Genomic DNA, 15,565 nt, shown 5'->3' on the forward strand with positions numbered 1-15,565 from the left:
CCTCCGATTACGGCCGCTGTGCGGCGGGGTTGGTTTCTGGCTGTTCGTCGGATTTGCCGCGCCTCAGCCGATTCTCACCCAGGAACAGCAGAATCGGTGCCGCGATGAAGATCGATGACGATGTCGCCAGTACGATGCCGAACAGCAGGACAATGGCGAAATCGCGCACCGCCTCGCCGCCGAACAGGGCCAGTGGCAGGGTCGACAAGAACACAGTGAGTGACGTGTTCACAGTGCGGTTCAGCGTTTCGTTGATGCTCTTGTCGATCAGATTACGAAGAGACATCGTTTTATATTTGCGCAGATTCTCACGCACGCGGTCGTAGACCACGACTTTATCGTTCACCGAAAAGCCCATGACCGTAAGAATGGCAGCAATGGCAACCAGGTTGAACTGGATGTCGGTGACAACATAGAAACCAATCGTCTTGGTGACGTCGAGCACCAAGGTGGCAATCGCGCCGATGCCGAATTGCCATTCAAAGCGAAACCAGATGTAGATCAGCATGGCAATCATCGCCAGGCCCATTGCCAGCATGCCATCGCGGAACAACCCTTCCGAAACAGATGCCCCGACAGCTTCGACACGGCGGATTTCGGTACCCGGGTAGGTCTGGGTCAGCGTGGCACGCACCTTGTCGGCCGCTCGTTGCGCAGCAGCGTCCTCCCCGCCCTGACGCTCCAGCCTTATCAACACGTCATTGGGTGAACCGAATTGCTGCAGCGCTGCATGCCCAAGATCAAGATTGCCAATCAGGCCACGAAGAGCGGGGAAATCAGCCGGCTGCTGCAACCGCGCCTCGATGACGATGCCGCCCTTGAAGTCGATTCCGTAATTCAGTCCTGGATAGAAGAACAGGATGATCGAGATAACGCTAAGGAATGCCGACATGGCGAGGCCGACGATGCGGCCCTTCATGAACGGATAGTTGGTGTGATCGGGGATCAGGCGAAGCTTGTACATGGATCTGCCTCCTCACACCGGCAGCAGCGTGGGGCGACGCTGGCGTAGCCATGTCACCATCATCAGGCGAACCAGAACGGTGGCAGTAAACATCGAAGTCAGGATGCCGATGGAGATCGTCACGGCAAATCCCTTCACCGTGCCAGAGCCCAGAGCATATAGAAGGGCCATCTTGATCAGTGTGGTCACATTGGCATCGAAGATCGTGCTGAATGCACGACTGAACCCGGCTGACATGGCGGCGATCGGGGATTTACCGAGCTTGGTTTCTTCGCGGATACGTTCGTTGATCAGCACGTTGGCATCGACCGACATGCCCAGGGTCAGCAGCAGACCAGCAATGCCTGGCAATGTCAGCGTCGCCTGCAGCAACGACATTGCCGCCAGCGTCATCACCAGGTTGACCAGCAACGCCACGTCGGCGAACAAGCCGAACAGGCCATAGGCCAGCACCATGTAAACGACGACGAGGCAGGCTGCGACGGCAACCGAGATCAAGCCGGCTCTGATAGAGTCCTCACCCAGATCCGGCCCCACGGTGCGCTCCTCCACCACTTTCAGCGGTGCCGGCAGAGCGCCGGCGCGCAGGAGAACGGCAAGGTCATTGGCTTCGGTTACGCTGAAATTGCCGCTGATCTGGCCCGAACCGCCCAGGATCGGTTCGCGGATCACCGGGGCGCTCAATACCTTGTTATCCAGCACGATGGCAAACGGCAGGCCAACGGATTGCTGGGTGATTTCAGCAAATCGTTTGCCGCCCACAGTGTCGAAACGGAAGGATACAATCGGCTGGCCGCTGCGCTGGTCGTAGCCGGCCTGGGCATCGACAAGGTTGTCGCCGGCCACTTCGACCTTGCGCTTGACGACAAAACGCTCAGCTGGCGCATTCGGCACGCGGGGCTTGTCGCCTTCCAGAATCTCCGTGCCGGCTGGGGCCGGCATATTCGGATCAGCGTTGGTGTCGACCATGCGGAATGTCAGCTTGGCCGTCGTGCCCAGCAGGCGCTTGATGCGCTCGGGGTCATCAACACCCGGCAGCTGGACAAGAATCCGATCATTGCCCTGGCGCTGGATCGTTGGTTCGGCAACGCCGGTCTGATCGATACGGCGGCGGACGATCTCAATGGATTGCGTAACCGCCGAACGAGCCCGCTCCTGCAGGGCGGCCTCCGACAGGGTCATGCGAATCTGGCCGTCGGCGGCGACATTGATCTGCAGATCAGTCTGGGCCGCGCCAAAGCCCAGCCCGGCGGTGCTCTGCACCGGATTGCCCAGTTTCGCCAGCAACTGTCGCGCCTGCTCGGCCTGCGTTGGGTCACGAAGCCGCAAGGCCACGCCATTGCTGCCGGAAACACCCAGGTTGGTATAACCGATACGTGCCTGTCTCAGTTCGTTCCGGGCGCCTTCCACCACGGCTTCCAGACGTTCACGCAGCACAACGCCGGTGTCGACTTCAAGCAGCAGATGGGCGCCGCCACGCAGGTCAAGGCCGAGGCTAATCTGGCGCTTGGGCAGCCAGTTCGGCCAGGTCGCCACCTGGGCAGCAGGAAAGAAACTGGGAATGCTGAAGATCACGCTCGCGATGCACAGCACGGCGATAAGCGCGATCTTCCAGGGCGCAAAATACATCATCGGGCGAGACCTGTTATCGGATGGCGTTCCGTATGACGGATGGCCGCTGATATATCACCGGCCATCCGCAGCAGAACCGTCAGCCGGCCTTGGTTTCGGACTTGTCCTCATCCTCGACATCGCCGCCCTTCGAGCGGACCTCGGCGATGGTGCCCTTGACCACTTTCACCTTCACCCCGTCAGCGATTTCGATCTGCAGAACGCCGTCTTCCTGCACTTTGGCGACCTTGCCGATGATGCCACCCGAGGTGGTCACGACGTCGCCACGGCGAACGGCTTCGATCATCGCCTTGTGCTCTTTCATCTTTTTCTGCTGGGGACGGATCAGCAGGAAATAGAAGACGACGAAGATCAGGACCAGCGGCAGCAGCGAGGTCAGCATGTCGGTGGTGCCGCCGGCAGCCTGCGCGTAGGCCTCGGAAATCAGCATGAAAGGCTCCCTGTATGATTGGTTTTGCCGGTCGCCCGGCGCGAGAGGGGGACTATAGCGGCGGACGACCGGATTGCAAGCATCTACCCCTCCCGGGCGGCCCCGCCAGGGCCGGAAAAATCCATATATTTCAAAACCCTGCGACGCACGGTCGCAACGCTGGGGGTAGCCCGGCTTCGTCGCCGGCCTTATAATTCATTCCATGCATATCCTGACCATCGAAGGCATGAGCTGTGATGCCTGCAAACGGGCCATCAGCAATGCGATCAGCAACGCAGCCCCGGGTGTGGCTTTCGAAGTGGATCTTCAGCGCAAGCAGGTGCGCTTCAAGACCCTGCCCCCGGAGCGCCAAGCCGATGTACGCAATGCGATCCGGGATGCTGGCTATGGCGTTCTCGAAAGCAGTCGTCCCTGACACTTCCACCCCACTAAAGCGTGGAATTTTGCGGTAGATCAACGCCGCTACAGCCTTCGGTGGCATTCTGGCCTGCATAATCAGCAGGAGACAGACATGCAGGAGGCCATCACTATTATCCGCGCCGAACACCGCAGCTTGGCTGCGGTGCTGCATGGGTTGCAGAGTATCGTCGACGTTCTGGACCGGCAGGGTGGCAAGCCCGATTTCGGCCTGCTGTTCGCCATGCTGACCTATATCGACGAGTTTCCCGACCGTTTTCACCATCCCAAGGAAGATCAGTACCTATTTCGGCAGCTCCGCCTGCGTGCCCCGGATGCGGTCGGCCTCCTCGATGCGCTTGAGGCCGAGCACAAGCGCAACGGCGAGCTGATGGCTGGCCTGCGCCGGGCGCTGAAGCGGTTTGAGGAGCACCCGGAAAAGCCGGAAGCGCGCGATGCCTTTCGCAATCTGGTGAAGCAATATGCCGAATTCCACTGGAGCCACATGCGACTTGAAGAGGAGCAGGTTTTCCCCCTGGCTGAAGTCAGGCTGAATGCGCAGGATTGGGCAGATATCAATGCAGCCTTCCGCAGCAACGCCGATCCGCTGATCGGCACAGAGGCCAAGGACCATTATCAGGACATGCTGCGCAAGATTGTGAGCCGTGCGCCCGCGCCGATCGGCGTTGGCGCCAGATGGACCTGAGCCAGCTCCGCTCAGGCGGCGTTAGCCATCAGCCACTGCCGCGCATGACCTGTATCCTGGAACAGCCGGTGCCGACTGTCAGGAAATAAGGTGCTGACTGCCTTTATCAGCAAGGAGAACAACGGATCATTAGTCAGATAGGCAACCTTGGCCGTAACGGTCTTGCCCTGGCTCCAATCCGTCATGCGACTGATCGTCAGCATCGCCTGCCAATCGACATTGCCTTGAAAGTCGCCAACATCGACCAGCGTCGGAATCCCTGGCTGTAACCAGCCTTGCTGCAATCCGGCCTGGATCGCGTCATGGATCAGTTGGCCCGCTGGAGCACCCACAACCGTAATAGCTAAAATGCCATCCTCCAGGCGAATATCGACGTAATCGGCTTCGCCTCCAACCCGGATTTCCGGCGGGGCATCGGAATGAGCGTCATATTGCATTATATTTTTTAAGCCTGAAATATCGCATCAGGCCAAGAATACACCATCATTTCTGTTAAATAAACTATACCAATGACTTATCGCTAGTACCTGCGATGCCACAGTAAGTACGACTATTGAATAGTATGAAAATAATGGTCGGAGCGGCGGGATTTGAACCCACGACCCCCAGTCCCCCAGACTGATGCGCTACCAGGCTGCGCTACGCTCCGACCGGGCTGGATCCCTGGCGGCCGGATAAGCAGGCGACAGGTGATCAAGCGGCGCGCACTATAGCCAGCGCCCCTGCATGGTGCAACCGCGCCAAGCCATTGGAATATCAGTCAGCGATTCTGCCGCGCCACGATATCGGCGTGGATGCTTTCCAGATCTTTCAGGCAGGATTTCAGGGCGTGGCGAAGGCTGCCCATATCATTCAGCAGATCGAAAGGCATGCCGATCTGGCGATCCTGCCCTGCCGCCTTTGCCGGCTTGCGTTTGCCGGCATCCTGAGTTGGCGCGGCGGCGGTTTTTTCCTGTTGGGCCCGGGCGCGGACCGCCTTGGCCAGCCCCCCCTCGCGCAGCAGTTTCTGCACACCGCGGATGGTGTAGCCCTGATCGTGCAGCAACACGCGGATCTCGCCCAGCAGAGCAATATCCTCTGTCCGGTAATAACGACGGCCGCCATTTCGTTTCACCGGCCGGATCTGATGGAATTTCTTTTCCCAGAAGCGCAGGACGTGCTGTGGCAGGTCGAGCTGATCGGCGACCTCGCCGATAGTGCGAAAAGCAGCGCCGGCCTTGGTTTTACCTGATGCCTGCTGGTCTGCCCGTTCCTGCTCGTCTGCCATGAATGCCCGTTGCGAGAAGAGACTTAAGCGCCCGCCTTGGCCTGCTGGCTCACGGCATGCATGCCGGCGTTGATCTTTTCCTTCAGCACATGACTGGCGCGGAAAACCAGTACCTTGCGGGGATCAATCGGCACTTCCTGACCGGTTTTGGGGTTGCGCCCCATACGCCCGCCCTTGGAGCGGACCTGGAAGGTGCCAAAAGAGGAAATCTTCACCATATGGTCGGCGATCAGGCTGTCGATGATCTCGTTCAGAACGGTTTCGACCAGCTGGGCGGACTCGCTGCGCGAGAGGCCGACCTCCTGGTAGATCGCCTCGCTGAGTTGCGCCCGCGTTAAGGTGTTACCGGTCATCACCAACGCCCCCTTTTGGCAAATTATATTGTGAGGACGCTAACTTAACCCCGGCCAGCCGTCAATAAGACCTTGGCCGAATCGCCCGCTCGAATGGCGGGAAAACGATCCTGAATGCTAGTTTTAAGGGAAATTACCAGCGGACCAGGGCGCTGCCCCAGGTAAAGCCGCCGCCCATGGCTTCCAGCAGCAAGACATCGCCCCGCTTGATGCGGCCATCGGCAACCGCCTCAGCCAGTGCCAGCGGCACGGAGGCTGCCGAAGTATTGCCATGGTGATCCACGGTCAGCACCACGCGTTCGGTGCCCATGCCCAGCTTGCGTGCCGTGCCATCGATGATGCGTTTGTTGGCCTGATGCGGCACCAGCCAGTCGATCTGTTCTGGCTTCATGTCGACGGCGGCGAGCGTTTCTTTCACCACATCCGCCAGATTGACCACAGCGTGACGGAAAACCTCTTTGCCCTGCATGCGGACATGGCCCGTTGTCTGGGTACTGGACGGCCCGCCATCAACATAGAGCAGATCGTTGTGACGGCCATCGGAATGCAAATGTGTGGTCAACACACCACGGTCATCGGTGTTTCCCTTGCCCTCTTCCGCGCGCAGGACCAGAGCACCGGCGCCATCGGCGAACAGCACGCAGGTCGTGCGGTCGGTCCAGTCCAGGATACGCGAGAAAGTTTCCGCCCCGATCACCAGCGCAGTCTTGGCCTGCCCGGCCTTGATGAAATTGTCAGCCGTGGCGAGCGCAAAAATGAAACCCGAGCAAACGGCCTGCACATCGAAGGCAAAACCGCGCGTCATTCCCAGTTCGGCCTGCACGCGGCAAGCGGTGGCCGGGAAAGTCTGGTCCGGAGTAGCCGTGGCGAGAACAATCAGATCGACATCGTCCGCCGTCAGGCCAGCATTCTTCAATGCCGCCTGCGAGGCCTTGATGGCGAGATCGGATGTTTTCTCGTTATCGGCGGCGATGTGGCGCTGACGGATGCCGCTGCGCTCAACGATCCACTCGTCGGAGGTGTCGACCATTTTTGCCAGATCGGCATTGGTCAGGATTCGCTCCGGCAGGTAACTGCCGCATCCCACGACGACCGAGCGAATCATGATACCCCCACACGCGACTCTTGTTGTTCTGCCTGCCCTGCTTCGCTCACCGCCGTTTGTGACGCCAGTGAACCGGCAAAAGCGCCAGCGAAATCGGCCTTGATCCGCTCGATCAAACGATCCTGCGCCATATCGATGGCGACTTCCAGTGCCGCGGCAAAGCCCACATCATCGGTGCCGCCGTGGCTTTTCACGACGATACCGTTCAGGCCAAGCAGCACACCGCCGTTATAAAAGCGCGGATCCATGCGATCGCGCAGCATTCCCAGACCGGAACTGGCAAAGAGATAACCGATCTTTGTGAAAATCGAGCGCTGGAAAGCGGACTTCAGCAATGACGCCATCAGCTTGGCCGTGCCCTCGACTGTTTTCAGGGCGATATTTCCGGTAAAGCCGTCGGTGACGATCACGTCGACATCTCCGCCGGCAATATCATTGCCTTCAACGAAACCGACGAACTCGAAGGGCGGCTTGGCGACGGCGCGCAACAGATCAGCCGCCGCCCTCACTTCATCATGCCCCTTCAATTCTTCAACGCCGACATTGAGCAAGCCAACACGTGGCCGGTGCCGCCCCAGCGCGGAATGCGCCAGGTTGGCGCCCATTACGGCGAACTGCACCAGATTGCGCGCGTCGCACTCGACATTGGCCCCGAGGTCGAGAACGACCGTTTCGCCTTTCATCGTCGGCAGGAAGGATGCAATTGCAGGGCGTTCGATGCCTGGCAGCGTGCGGAGCACGAATTTCGCCATGGCCATCAGTGCGCCGGTATTGCCGGCCGACACGACAGCATGGGCATCGCCATTGGCCACGGCATCGATCGACAGCCGCATGCTGGTGTTGCGGCCACGGCGCAGGGCTTGGCTGGGCTTGTCTTCGCTAAGAACCTTCTCGGCAGTATGCCGAATCTCGCAGCGTTCTTTGAGCGCAGGAAAACGACGCAGCAAAGGCTCTACCTGTCCGGCATCACCGAACAGGATGAACTTCACCTGCGGGAAACGCGGCAGCAAGGCCGCGGCGCCTTTGATCACCATGTCGGGGGCGTGGTCGCCCCCCATGGCATCAAGCGCAATCGTTAAGGACGCGGTCACCCCGTTGCCCTTACCGATTCAATGCCTGTGCCTGAGCGGGCTCAGGCGGCAGCCGTCTTCGCAACCACCTCGCGGCCGTCATAATGGCCGCAGGCATCACAAACATGATGCGGGCGCTTCAGTTCACCGCAATTCGAGCATTCGACATAAGCGCTGCCCTTCAGCGCATCGTGCGAACGGCCCATGTCGCGCTTCGACTTGGACTTTTTCTTCTTAGGAACAGCCATGACACATCTCTCTCACTATTCGCGCGCTGCGGGCCCGCATGCGCGTTAACCGCTTCGGCAAGAATCCCCGCCTATATACTCTTGGCGCGCCCGGGGACCAAGCGCTTTCCCTCAATCCTTTTTTGCCGCCTTCAGCTTTGCCAGGGCGGCAAAGGGGCTGACTTTCGCCCCCTCTTCTGCATCCGGACTATACCCCTCCGGAAAACCAGCCCCCGCCTTGCGCGGGTATGGATCCAGCGCCAGGGCCAACTCCTCGGCAACCACAGCACCGGCATCAATCAGTCCGTCTTCGATCGGATCGACAGGATCCTCGGCATCGGGATCCAGCCATTCCGCCTCGTCTTCGTCCAGATCAGCCTTCGGCGCGATCATGTCCGCCGGGGCAAAATGGCGGACAAAACCCTCCGAAACCCGTTGTCGCACCGGCTCGAGCGACACCACGCAGGTCTGCTCAACCTCGGCCTCGATCTCGCCCTTCAGCAGATACTGCCGGTCAATGGCCGGATCCGGCATCAACCGGACTTTGGCCACCAGCGACAGCACGGCCGGGATACGAAAGCGTCGCGCCAGGGCGGTACGGGCCTGCTCGTCGGCTGTCAGGGCCAGCGTCAGGCCTTCAGGACCGATCCGGTCGACCTCGACGACATGGCTGAATTCGTTGCCAGGCGCGCCCTTCGACACGATAAAACCTCATGATTCCAATCGGGGGCGGTCAAGGCGGCGGAACATAGGGGCAAGCCGCCCCCTGGTCAACCGCTTTGTCCAGGCTCTGATCAGTGTGCCAGGGCCGGAAAAACCAGGTTTCCCGCGAGAATCTCGCCATCAGCCTGGCTAGCGAGGCTGGCATCGGCTTGCCGGAGATAGGCCGCGACCGCTGCAAGGCCCGGGGCCTCGGGATTGGCCTTGCCGGCATAGAGATTCCGGGCCAGGGCTTGGCGCAACTGATCATTATCCCCGCTCTGCAGGGCCGCCTCGTAGGATTCCACCCGGCCATAGAAGGCCTGGGCCATGGCCTTCACCTTCTTGCCCACGCTCAGGTCCCCGACGCCGATTTCACGCAGGTTGCTGTCCATATCGGCGAACATCAGGTCGAAAAGCTGCTGGCTGAGCGGTTCAGCCGCCGCACCGATCCGGCGCAGTCGGCGCATGACCAGAAAGCTGTGCAGGACGATCATGTCGAAGCGCCCATCCAGGCTGTCCGGCACGCCATGCTCTCGATAAAAGCCTGCCTGGCGAGATTGCGCGACGATGGCGCGATACAGGGCCACGGCCCGGACATCGGGCTGTTTTCCAGCGAAAAGTGAGAAAATTCTCGCAAGCATATGATTCTAAGCCACAAATATTACACAGCCGTGCCGGCCATTTGCCTTTCGGAGCGACAGAAGATAGTATGCCGCCCTCGTTAGAGCGAGTCTTCTGCCATGCCGATCCGTTTTCGCGGCAGCCTTCTGGCCGCCGTCCTGATCCTGACCGTCGCTGCCTGCGCCCCGCGGCAGGATTTTCGTGGCGTGACCATTGAAGAAGACAAGCTGAAACAGATCGAGGTTGGTCAGACCACGGAAGCTCAGGTCGGGGCCCTGCTCGGCTCTCCGTCCACCACGTCCACATTCCCGGACTGGGGCATCACCTATTACTATATTTCCAGCGAAACCGAGGCCGTTGCCTTTCTGGCCCCGGAATTGATCGACCAGCAGGTCGTAGCCATTGCCTTCGACAAGGACGGCAAGGTCAAGGACCTGAAACGCTACGGGATGAAGGATGGCAAGCAGATCGCTTTCATCCAGCGCGAGACACCGACGCGCGGCAAAGAGATGACTGTCCTGGAACAGCTGTTCGGCAATTTCGGCCGTTTCAATTCCGCCAACAATCCCAGCAAGTGAGCGTGTGATCAGCTGCGCTGGCTGACGCTGGCCTCAGCGAAGGTCGCCATGCCGGCATGACACGCAACAGCGGCTTTCAGCAGGCCGATAGCGACAGCGGCACCGGCTCCCTCGCCCAGACGCATCCCTAAATCCAGCAGGGCTGTTTTGCCAAGTTCGCCCAACAGCCGGCGATGACCTGGTTCGGCCGAGACATGCCCCGCCAGACAGTGATCCAGGCCAGCCGGACTCAGCCGCGCCAAAACGCCAGCAGCCGCGCCAACCACAAATCCATCCAGCAATACCGGCACCGATTCCAGGCGCGCCATCAGTACCGCGCCGAATAGGGCCGCCAGTTCACGGCCGCCGACCCGGCGCAGGGCCTCCAGCGGATCGGCAATCGCTGCACCATGAAAACCTAGGGCCGTATCCACCACACGGACCTTGTTGGCCAGTGCATCGCCGTTCACACCCGTACCCGGCCCAACCCAGCTCGCAGCATTGCCGCCATATAAGGCGGCAGCCAATGCCGCAGCAGCCGTCGTGTTGCCAATGCCCATTTCCCCAGGCACCAGCAGATCGCATGATGGCGACACAACCGCGGCACCGGCATTGATGGCCGCCACGCATTCGGCTTCGGTCATCGCTGCGGCAATGGTGAAATCGGCCGTCGGGCGATCCAGATCAAGTGCTGCAACCGACAAGTTCGCACCATGCAGTCTGGCAAGCTGGTTGATCGCCGCGCCACCGCGTTCGAAATTCGCCACCATCTGGACCGTGACATCGGCGGGAAATGCCGAAACGCCTCGTGCGGCGACACCATGATTGCCGGCAAAGATCGCAATATGGATGGCCTCGAGCTGCGGAATGCTCCGGCGCTGCCAGCCAGCCAGATGGAATACGCAGTCTTCCAGGCGGGCCAGGGCACCGGGCGGCTTGGTCAGCTGCGCATCGCGTGCACGCGCGGCGGACATCGCATCTGCCTCCGGTGCCGGCAAGCTCAGCGCGGTGGCCCGGATCGCCGCGAAATCCCGAAAAGGTTGCGTCATGGTATGGGTCTGCCTGCCAAGCGTCGTCGGAACGGGGTTGGCGTGCTATAAGCCAGCCAAGCCCGAACCGCAACGCGCCATGACAGACCCCCGTCCCGATTCGCCTGATCCATATCAACAGCCCAGCCGCCGTCAGCGGTGGTTCGACGACCTGCGGCTCGCACTGATGTTGCTGACACGCCTGCCGATCCCCGGCGGAATCCATGTCGAGGGCCAGGTCGCGCGGGCCGTCTGGCTGTTTCCTCTGGTTGGCGTGCTGGTTGGCCTGGGTGGCGGCGCGGTATTTTACGCCGCCAACCGGATTGGCCTTGGCATTTCAACCTCCGCCCTGCTCACGATCGGCATGCAGGTCCTGCTCACCGGCGCCTTGCACGAGGATGGCCTCGCGGATACCGCAGACGGCTTTGGCGGCGGCCGCACCCGGGAACGCAAACTGGAGATCATGCGCGACAGCCGCATCGGCACCTATGGTGTGGTCGCCCTGCTGCTGATCCTGAGTTTGCGTTTCTCAGCCCTCCAGGAACTGGCCAGCAACCTGCTTTCGATCAGCGACGAGCTGGATGAAACCATCAGCCATGCCGGTGCGATCATCGTGGCACTGGTTGCCGCCGGCGCTCTGTCGCGCGCGGCCATGGCGGCGGCCTGGTACCTGCTGCCGGCCGCACGTCCGGATGGCCTGGCGGCCAGTGGTGGAAGCGTACCCCTGCCCTCGGCATTGCTGGCATTGGGACTGGCTATTGCCATCGCATTCCTGCTGTTGCCCGGCACGGCCTTCATGCTGGCTGTTGCCGGCGTGGCGGCGATGACACTGGCGATGGTTTTACTGGCGCACCGCCAGATCGGCGGCCACACCGGCGATGTCCTCGGCGCGGTACAGCAAGCCACGGAAATCACCGCCCTGTTGGCTATCGGTGCGGCGACGCTGCAGGTCTAGCACTACAGAAAAAGGGCCGGGTTGCCCCGGCCCTTTTCCAATCCGGTCTGGATTGCCGCGATCAGCCGTGCGCCAGGATGGCGAGCAGCAGCAACGCAACGATGTTGGTGATCTTGATCAGCGGGTTCACGGCCGGACCGGCCGTGTCCTTGTAGGGGTCGCCGACGGTATCGCCGGTTACGGCAGCCTTATGGGCGTCCGAACCCTTGCCACCATGATGGCCTTCCTCGATGTACTTTTTGGCATTGTCCCAGGCACCACCGCCTGCCGTCATCGAGATGGCGACGAAAATGCCGGTGACGATCACACCAAGCAGCATGGCGCCGACCGCGGCGAAAGCAGCGGCCTGGCCGGCAATCCAGGTGATGATGAAGTACAAAACGATCGGGCTGAGCACCGGCAGCAGACTGGGCACGATCATTTCCTTGATCGCCGCCTTGGTCAGCAGGTCAACCGCCTTGGAATAATCAGGCTTGGCCTTGCCTTCCATGATGCCGGCGATTTCCTTGAACTGCCGCCGCACTTCCACGACGACCGAGCCGGCCGCGCGGCCGACTGCCGTCATGCCCATGGCGCCGAACAGATACGGCAGCAGACCGCCGATCAGCAGGCCAACCACGACATACGGGTTGCTCAGGGAGAAATCGATCGTGACGCCCTTGAAGAAGTACTTCAGATCTTCCGTATAGGCGGCGAACAGCACCAGTGAGCCGAAGCCCGCCGAACCGATGGCATAGCCCTTGGTCACGGCCTTGGTGGTGTTGCCCACGGCATCAAGCGCGTCGGTGGTCTTGCGCACGTCCTTCGGCAGGTCCGACATTTCGGCAATGCCGCCGGCATTGTCGGTAACCGGGCCATAGGCATCGAGCGCGACAACCATGCCGGCCAGAGCCAGCATTGTGGTCACCGCGATGGCGATGCCGAACAGGCCGGCCAGCATGTAGGTGGCAATGATGCCAACAACGATGAACAGCGCCGGCAGAGCCGTTGCCTCCATCGACACAGCCAGACCCTGGATCACGTTGGTGCCGTGACCGGTGGTCGAAGCCTGCGCCACGCTCCTGACCGGACGATAGCCGGTGCCGGTGTAATACTCGGTCGCCCACACGATGGCAGCCGTTACCAGCAGGCCGACGATGCCGCACAGGAACAGACTCATGCCCGTGAAGGTGGCGGTGCCAGCCGTCATCGTGGTCTTCATGCCAAGCATGAAGTCGGTGATGGGCCACAACGCGATCGCCGACAGGATACCGGTGACGATCAGACCCTTGTACAGCGCGCCCATGATGTTCTGGCTGCTGCCGAGGCGGACAAAGTATGTACCGATCACCGAGGTGATGATGCAGGCGCCCGAGATCACCAGCGGATAGGCCATCACCTTGGCCATCAAGGCGGCATCGGCGGCGAAATAGATCGACGCCAGCACCATGGTGGCGACGATGGTCACCGCATAGGTCTCGAACAGGTCGGCGGCCATGCCGGCGCAGTCGCCGACATTGTCGCCCACGTTATCGGCGATCACGGCCGGGTTGCGCGGGTCATCTTCCGGAATGCCGGCCTCAACCTTGCCGACGAGATCGGCGCCGACATCGGCGCCCTTGGTGAAGATGCCGCCTCCCAGACGGGCGAAGATCGAGATCAGCGACGAGCCGAAGCCGAGCGCGACCAGCGCATCGACCATCTCGCGTACCGGCGCACCGATCTTGAGCAGGACCACGTAATAGATTGCCACACCCAGCAGCGCCAGGCCGACCACCAGCATGCCGGTGACGGCACCGGACTTGAAGGCGATGCTCAGCGCATGTTCCATGCCTTTGCGGGCACCTTCCGCCGTGCGCACATTGGCACGGACGGATACGTTCATGCCGATATAGCCGGCGGCCCCCGAAAGCACGGCGCCGATGACGAAGCCAATGGCAACTTTCAGGCCAAGCGTGAAGGCAAGGATGACGGCCACCACGATGCCGACAATGCCGATGGTACGATACTGGCGATTGAGATAGGCGGATGCGCCTTCCTGAATGGCCGCGGCAATTTCCTGCATCCGCTGGTTACCGGCGGATTCGGCCAGAACCGACCGTGAGGTCCAAATGCCGTACAACAACGCCAATACGCCACAGGCGATGGCGAACCACAACTCCGTCATGAGCGTTTCCCTTCGTTCCTTGGATTATGTAATCGAGACACGCCCGACCGGGCAGCGCTGCCCGACTCGGGTTACGCGACTGCTACCTTATTGATCCCCAGACTCGACGCGGGGAGGAACACGGAGTCGTTATGCCAGAGAAGCGAAACCGGCGCAATATGGCTTATTTTTCCAGTGCTTATTCAGCAAGTAGCGGTTGCTTGCGCTGCAGCAGCAGCCACAGCACGGCCAAGCCAGCCATCAGGATGAAGGGCAAGGCCGACAAGGGCACGAAATCCCAGCCCCAGTGGTAAAGCATCTTGCCCGACCCCAGCGAGGCCAGGGCCACCGTGCCGAATACCAGGAAGTCGTTCAGGGCCTGGGTCTTGTTGCGTTCGGCCGGCCGGTAGACCTCGGTTAGCAACGAGGTGCCGCCGATATACATGAAATTCCAGCCCACCCCGAGCAGCAGCAAGGCGATCTGGAAATGCCACACGCCGACACCGCTCAACGCCACGCCGATACAGGCCAGGTTGAGCAGGGTTCCCACCATGATAATGCGCAGGGCGCCGAAACGGGCGATCAGGTTGCCGGTGAAAAAGCTGGGGAAGAACATGCCGACGACATGCCACTGGATCACCGTGGCGGCGGCGGCAAAGGGATGCTCGCAGAGTTGCATGGCCAGCGGCGTGGCGGTCATCAGCAGGTTCATCACGCCATAGCCGAACATGCCGGCCATCGCCGCCACCATGAAAGTGGGTTGGCGCACAATCTCGAGCAACGGCCGTCCCTGCTCTTTCAATTCGGTCAGTGTGGGAACCGGAATGGTAACCGTGGTCAGGATGGCAAGGACAACCAGCGGCAATGCAGCGGCAGCCAAATAGGATGCCAGGAACAGATGCGGCGTCAGCAATTCGCGTGTGTATTTGGCGATCTCTGGTCCCAGGATTGCCGAAACAAGGCCGCCAACCATCACCCAGGAAATTGCCTTGCTCTTGAAATTCTGCGGTGCGATATCGGCCGCCGCAAAACGGTAGAGCTGAACGAAGGCGCTGGAACCGCCGAAAATGAAGGCCCCCAGGCAGAACAGCCAGAAGTGTCCCAGATAGACGCCGAGGGCCGCGATCAGTGAACCGCTGCAGCCGATCAGGCAGCCCAGCATGAAGCCAAGCCGCCGGCCGATCCTGCGCATGAGCATGGAGGCCGGAATCGTCGCCAATGCCGTGCCTGCCACCACGAAAGTCACCGGCAGGGTGGCATATGCCTTGTCTTCTACCAGGATATGCCCGACCAGACCGCCAAGCGTCACCTGCAGCGTAACCGCGGAATTCGCCAGGGCCATGCAAACGGCAAGAATAAGGACATTCCGCTTGGCAGCGGCCGGCGTGAGTACGGTCATGGGAGACGGCCAGTTCGGTTTGACGCGA

Annotated in this window: 18 protein-coding genes and 1 tRNA gene; 4 read left to right on the forward strand and 15 right to left on the reverse strand. The window is 60.9% G+C overall.

Annotated elements, in window-relative coordinates; genetic code table 11:
• Positions 1-7: 7 nt before the first annotated feature.
• The 3 genes from secF to yajC form a co-directional block, all read right to left on the reverse strand.
• On the reverse strand, positions 8-964 hold the full coding sequence (gene secF, locus ACE3OO_RS17965) for a protein translocase subunit SecF (RefSeq protein ID WP_374304970.1): 957 nt from the start codon (positions 962-964) through the stop codon (positions 8-10).
• A 12-nt stretch (positions 965-976) separates the two neighbouring features.
• The gene (gene secD, locus ACE3OO_RS17970; RefSeq protein WP_374304973.1) at positions 977-2,596 is read right to left on the reverse strand and encodes a protein translocase subunit SecD; all 1,620 of its coding nucleotides are present in this window, start codon (positions 2,594-2,596) and stop codon (positions 977-979) included.
• Positions 2,597-2,675: 79 nt separating this feature from the next.
• Positions 2,676-3,026, reverse strand: a complete 351-nt coding sequence (gene yajC / locus ACE3OO_RS17975) for a preprotein translocase subunit YajC (RefSeq protein ID WP_374304975.1) — start codon at positions 3,024-3,026, stop codon at positions 2,676-2,678.
• A 202-nt stretch (positions 3,027-3,228) separates the two neighbouring features.
• On the opposite strand from yajC, the gene ACE3OO_RS17980 reads away from it, so the two are divergent.
• A complete protein-coding gene (locus tag ACE3OO_RS17980; protein WP_374304977.1) occupies positions 3,229-3,441 on the forward strand; it encodes a heavy-metal-associated domain-containing protein in 213 nt (70 codons plus the stop codon).
• 96 nt (positions 3,442-3,537) lie between these two features.
• Positions 3,538-4,128 carry a hemerythrin domain-containing protein gene (locus ACE3OO_RS17985; protein ID WP_374304979.1) on the forward strand — a complete coding sequence of 197 codons (591 nt, stop codon included), beginning with the start codon at positions 3,538-3,540 and terminating at the stop codon, positions 4,126-4,128.
• A gap of 11 nt (positions 4,129-4,139) precedes the next feature.
• On the opposite strand, the gene ACE3OO_RS17990 is transcribed toward ACE3OO_RS17985, so the two are convergent.
• From ACE3OO_RS17990 to ACE3OO_RS18030, 9 genes are all read right to left on the reverse strand, one after another.
• Positions 4,140-4,565, reverse strand: coding sequence for a hypothetical protein (locus tag ACE3OO_RS17990; RefSeq protein WP_374304981.1), 426 nt, complete (start codon positions 4,563-4,565; stop codon positions 4,140-4,142).
• Positions 4,566-4,700: 135 nt separating this feature from the next.
• Positions 4,701-4,777, reverse strand: a tRNA-Pro gene (locus tag ACE3OO_RS17995).
• Between the two features lie 111 nt (positions 4,778-4,888).
• On the reverse strand, positions 4,889-5,395 hold the full coding sequence (locus ACE3OO_RS18000) for a MerR family transcriptional regulator (RefSeq protein WP_374304984.1): 507 nt from the start codon (positions 5,393-5,395) through the stop codon (positions 4,889-4,891).
• Between the two features lie 23 nt (positions 5,396-5,418).
• Entirely contained in the window at positions 5,419-5,748 is a 330-nt protein-coding gene (locus ACE3OO_RS18005) for an integration host factor subunit alpha (RefSeq protein WP_374304986.1), read from the reverse strand.
• 133 nt (positions 5,749-5,881) lie between these two features.
• The gene (locus tag ACE3OO_RS18010; RefSeq protein WP_374305442.1) at positions 5,882-6,856 is read right to left on the reverse strand and encodes a beta-ketoacyl-ACP synthase III; all 975 of its coding nucleotides are present in this window, start codon (positions 6,854-6,856) and stop codon (positions 5,882-5,884) included.
• On the reverse strand, positions 6,850-7,944 hold the full coding sequence (gene plsX / locus ACE3OO_RS18015) for a phosphate acyltransferase PlsX (protein ID WP_374304988.1): 1,095 nt from the start codon (positions 7,942-7,944) through the stop codon (positions 6,850-6,852). Before plsX ends, ACE3OO_RS18010 begins: the two co-directional genes overlap by 7 nt.
• Positions 7,945-7,985: 41 nt before the next feature.
• Positions 7,986-8,171, reverse strand: coding sequence for a 50S ribosomal protein L32 (rpmF, locus tag ACE3OO_RS18020; RefSeq protein WP_374304990.1), 186 nt, complete (start codon positions 8,169-8,171; stop codon positions 7,986-7,988).
• Between the two features lie 111 nt (positions 8,172-8,282).
• On the reverse strand, positions 8,283-8,852 hold the full coding sequence (locus ACE3OO_RS18025) for a DUF177 domain-containing protein (protein WP_374304992.1): 570 nt from the start codon (positions 8,850-8,852) through the stop codon (positions 8,283-8,285).
• 92 nt (positions 8,853-8,944) lie between these two features.
• On the reverse strand, positions 8,945-9,439 hold the full coding sequence (locus tag ACE3OO_RS18030) for a ubiquinol-cytochrome C chaperone family protein (protein WP_374304994.1): 495 nt from the start codon (positions 9,437-9,439) through the stop codon (positions 8,945-8,947).
• Between the two features lie 153 nt (positions 9,440-9,592).
• On the opposite strand from ACE3OO_RS18030, the gene ACE3OO_RS18035 reads away from it, so the two are divergent.
• Positions 9,593-10,051, forward strand: coding sequence for an outer membrane protein assembly factor BamE (locus tag ACE3OO_RS18035; RefSeq protein WP_374304996.1), 459 nt, complete (start codon positions 9,593-9,595; stop codon positions 10,049-10,051).
• An 8-nt stretch (positions 10,052-10,059) separates the two neighbouring features.
• Here ACE3OO_RS18035 and cobT read toward each other — a convergent pair whose 3' ends face one another.
• Positions 10,060-11,079: a nicotinate-nucleotide--dimethylbenzimidazole phosphoribosyltransferase gene (gene cobT, locus ACE3OO_RS18040; RefSeq protein WP_374304998.1), complete on the reverse strand. Its 1,020-nt coding sequence runs from the start codon at positions 11,077-11,079 to the stop codon at positions 10,060-10,062.
• Between the two features lie 79 nt (positions 11,080-11,158).
• On the opposite strand from cobT, the gene cobS reads away from it, so the two are divergent.
• A complete protein-coding gene (cobS, locus tag ACE3OO_RS18045; RefSeq protein ID WP_374305000.1) occupies positions 11,159-12,013 on the forward strand; it encodes an adenosylcobinamide-GDP ribazoletransferase in 855 nt (284 codons plus the stop codon).
• 61 nt (positions 12,014-12,074) lie between these two features.
• On the opposite strand, the gene ACE3OO_RS18050 is transcribed toward cobS, so the two are convergent.
• Positions 12,075-14,159 (reverse strand): sodium-translocating pyrophosphatase, encoded by a 2,085-nt coding sequence (locus ACE3OO_RS18050; RefSeq protein ID WP_374305002.1) that lies wholly within the window; start codon positions 14,157-14,159, stop codon positions 12,075-12,077.
• Positions 14,160-14,337: 178 nt separating this feature from the next.
• A complete protein-coding gene (locus ACE3OO_RS18055) occupies positions 14,338-15,537 on the reverse strand; it encodes an MFS transporter (protein ID WP_374305004.1) in 1,200 nt (399 codons plus the stop codon).
• Between the last annotated feature and the right edge of the window lie 28 nt (positions 15,538-15,565).

It is taken from the genome of Ferrovibrio sp., assembly GCF_041906005.1.
Lineage (GTDB): Bacteria > Pseudomonadota > Alphaproteobacteria > Ferrovibrionales > Ferrovibrionaceae > Ferrovibrio.

What these genes read in the sequence shown, in the direction of transcription:
- yajC (WP_374304975.1), bottom strand. Translation starts at nt 3,026, where the DNA reads ATGCTGATTTCCGAGGCCTACGCGCAGGCTGCCGGCGGCACCACCGAC.
- ACE3OO_RS18000 (WP_374304984.1), bottom strand. Translation starts at nt 5,395, where the DNA reads ATGGCAGACGAGCAGGAACGGGCAGACCAGCAGGCATCAGGTAAAACC.
- cobT (WP_374304998.1), bottom strand. Translation starts at nt 11,079, where the DNA reads ATGACGCAACCTTTTCGGGATTTCGCGGCGATCCGGGCCACCGCGCTG.
- ACE3OO_RS17980 (WP_374304977.1), top strand. Translation starts at nt 3,229, where the DNA reads ATGCATATCCTGACCATCGAAGGCATGAGCTGTGATGCCTGCAAACGG.
- secF (WP_374304970.1), bottom strand. Translation starts at nt 964, where the DNA reads ATGTACAAGCTTCGCCTGATCCCCGATCACACCAACTATCCGTTCATG.
- ACE3OO_RS17985 (WP_374304979.1), top strand. Translation starts at nt 3,538, where the DNA reads ATGCAGGAGGCCATCACTATTATCCGCGCCGAACACCGCAGCTTGGCT.
- cobS (WP_374305000.1), top strand. Translation starts at nt 11,159, where the DNA reads ATGACAGACCCCCGTCCCGATTCGCCTGATCCATATCAACAGCCCAGC.
- ACE3OO_RS18035 (WP_374304996.1), top strand. Translation starts at nt 9,593, where the DNA reads ATGCCGATCCGTTTTCGCGGCAGCCTTCTGGCCGCCGTCCTGATCCTG.
- rpmF (WP_374304990.1), bottom strand. Translation starts at nt 8,171, where the DNA reads ATGGCTGTTCCTAAGAAGAAAAAGTCCAAGTCGAAGCGCGACATGGGC.
- ACE3OO_RS18055 (WP_374305004.1), bottom strand. Translation starts at nt 15,537, where the DNA reads ATGACCGTACTCACGCCGGCCGCTGCCAAGCGGAATGTCCTTATTCTT.
- ACE3OO_RS18050 (WP_374305002.1), bottom strand. Translation starts at nt 14,159, where the DNA reads ATGACGGAGTTGTGGTTCGCCATCGCCTGTGGCGTATTGGCGTTGTTG.
- secD (WP_374304973.1), bottom strand. Translation starts at nt 2,596, where the DNA reads ATGATGTATTTTGCGCCCTGGAAGATCGCGCTTATCGCCGTGCTGTGC.
- ACE3OO_RS17990 (WP_374304981.1), bottom strand. Translation starts at nt 4,565, where the DNA reads ATGCAATATGACGCTCATTCCGATGCCCCGCCGGAAATCCGGGTTGGA.
- ACE3OO_RS18005 (WP_374304986.1), bottom strand. Translation starts at nt 5,748, where the DNA reads ATGACCGGTAACACCTTAACGCGGGCGCAACTCAGCGAGGCGATCTAC.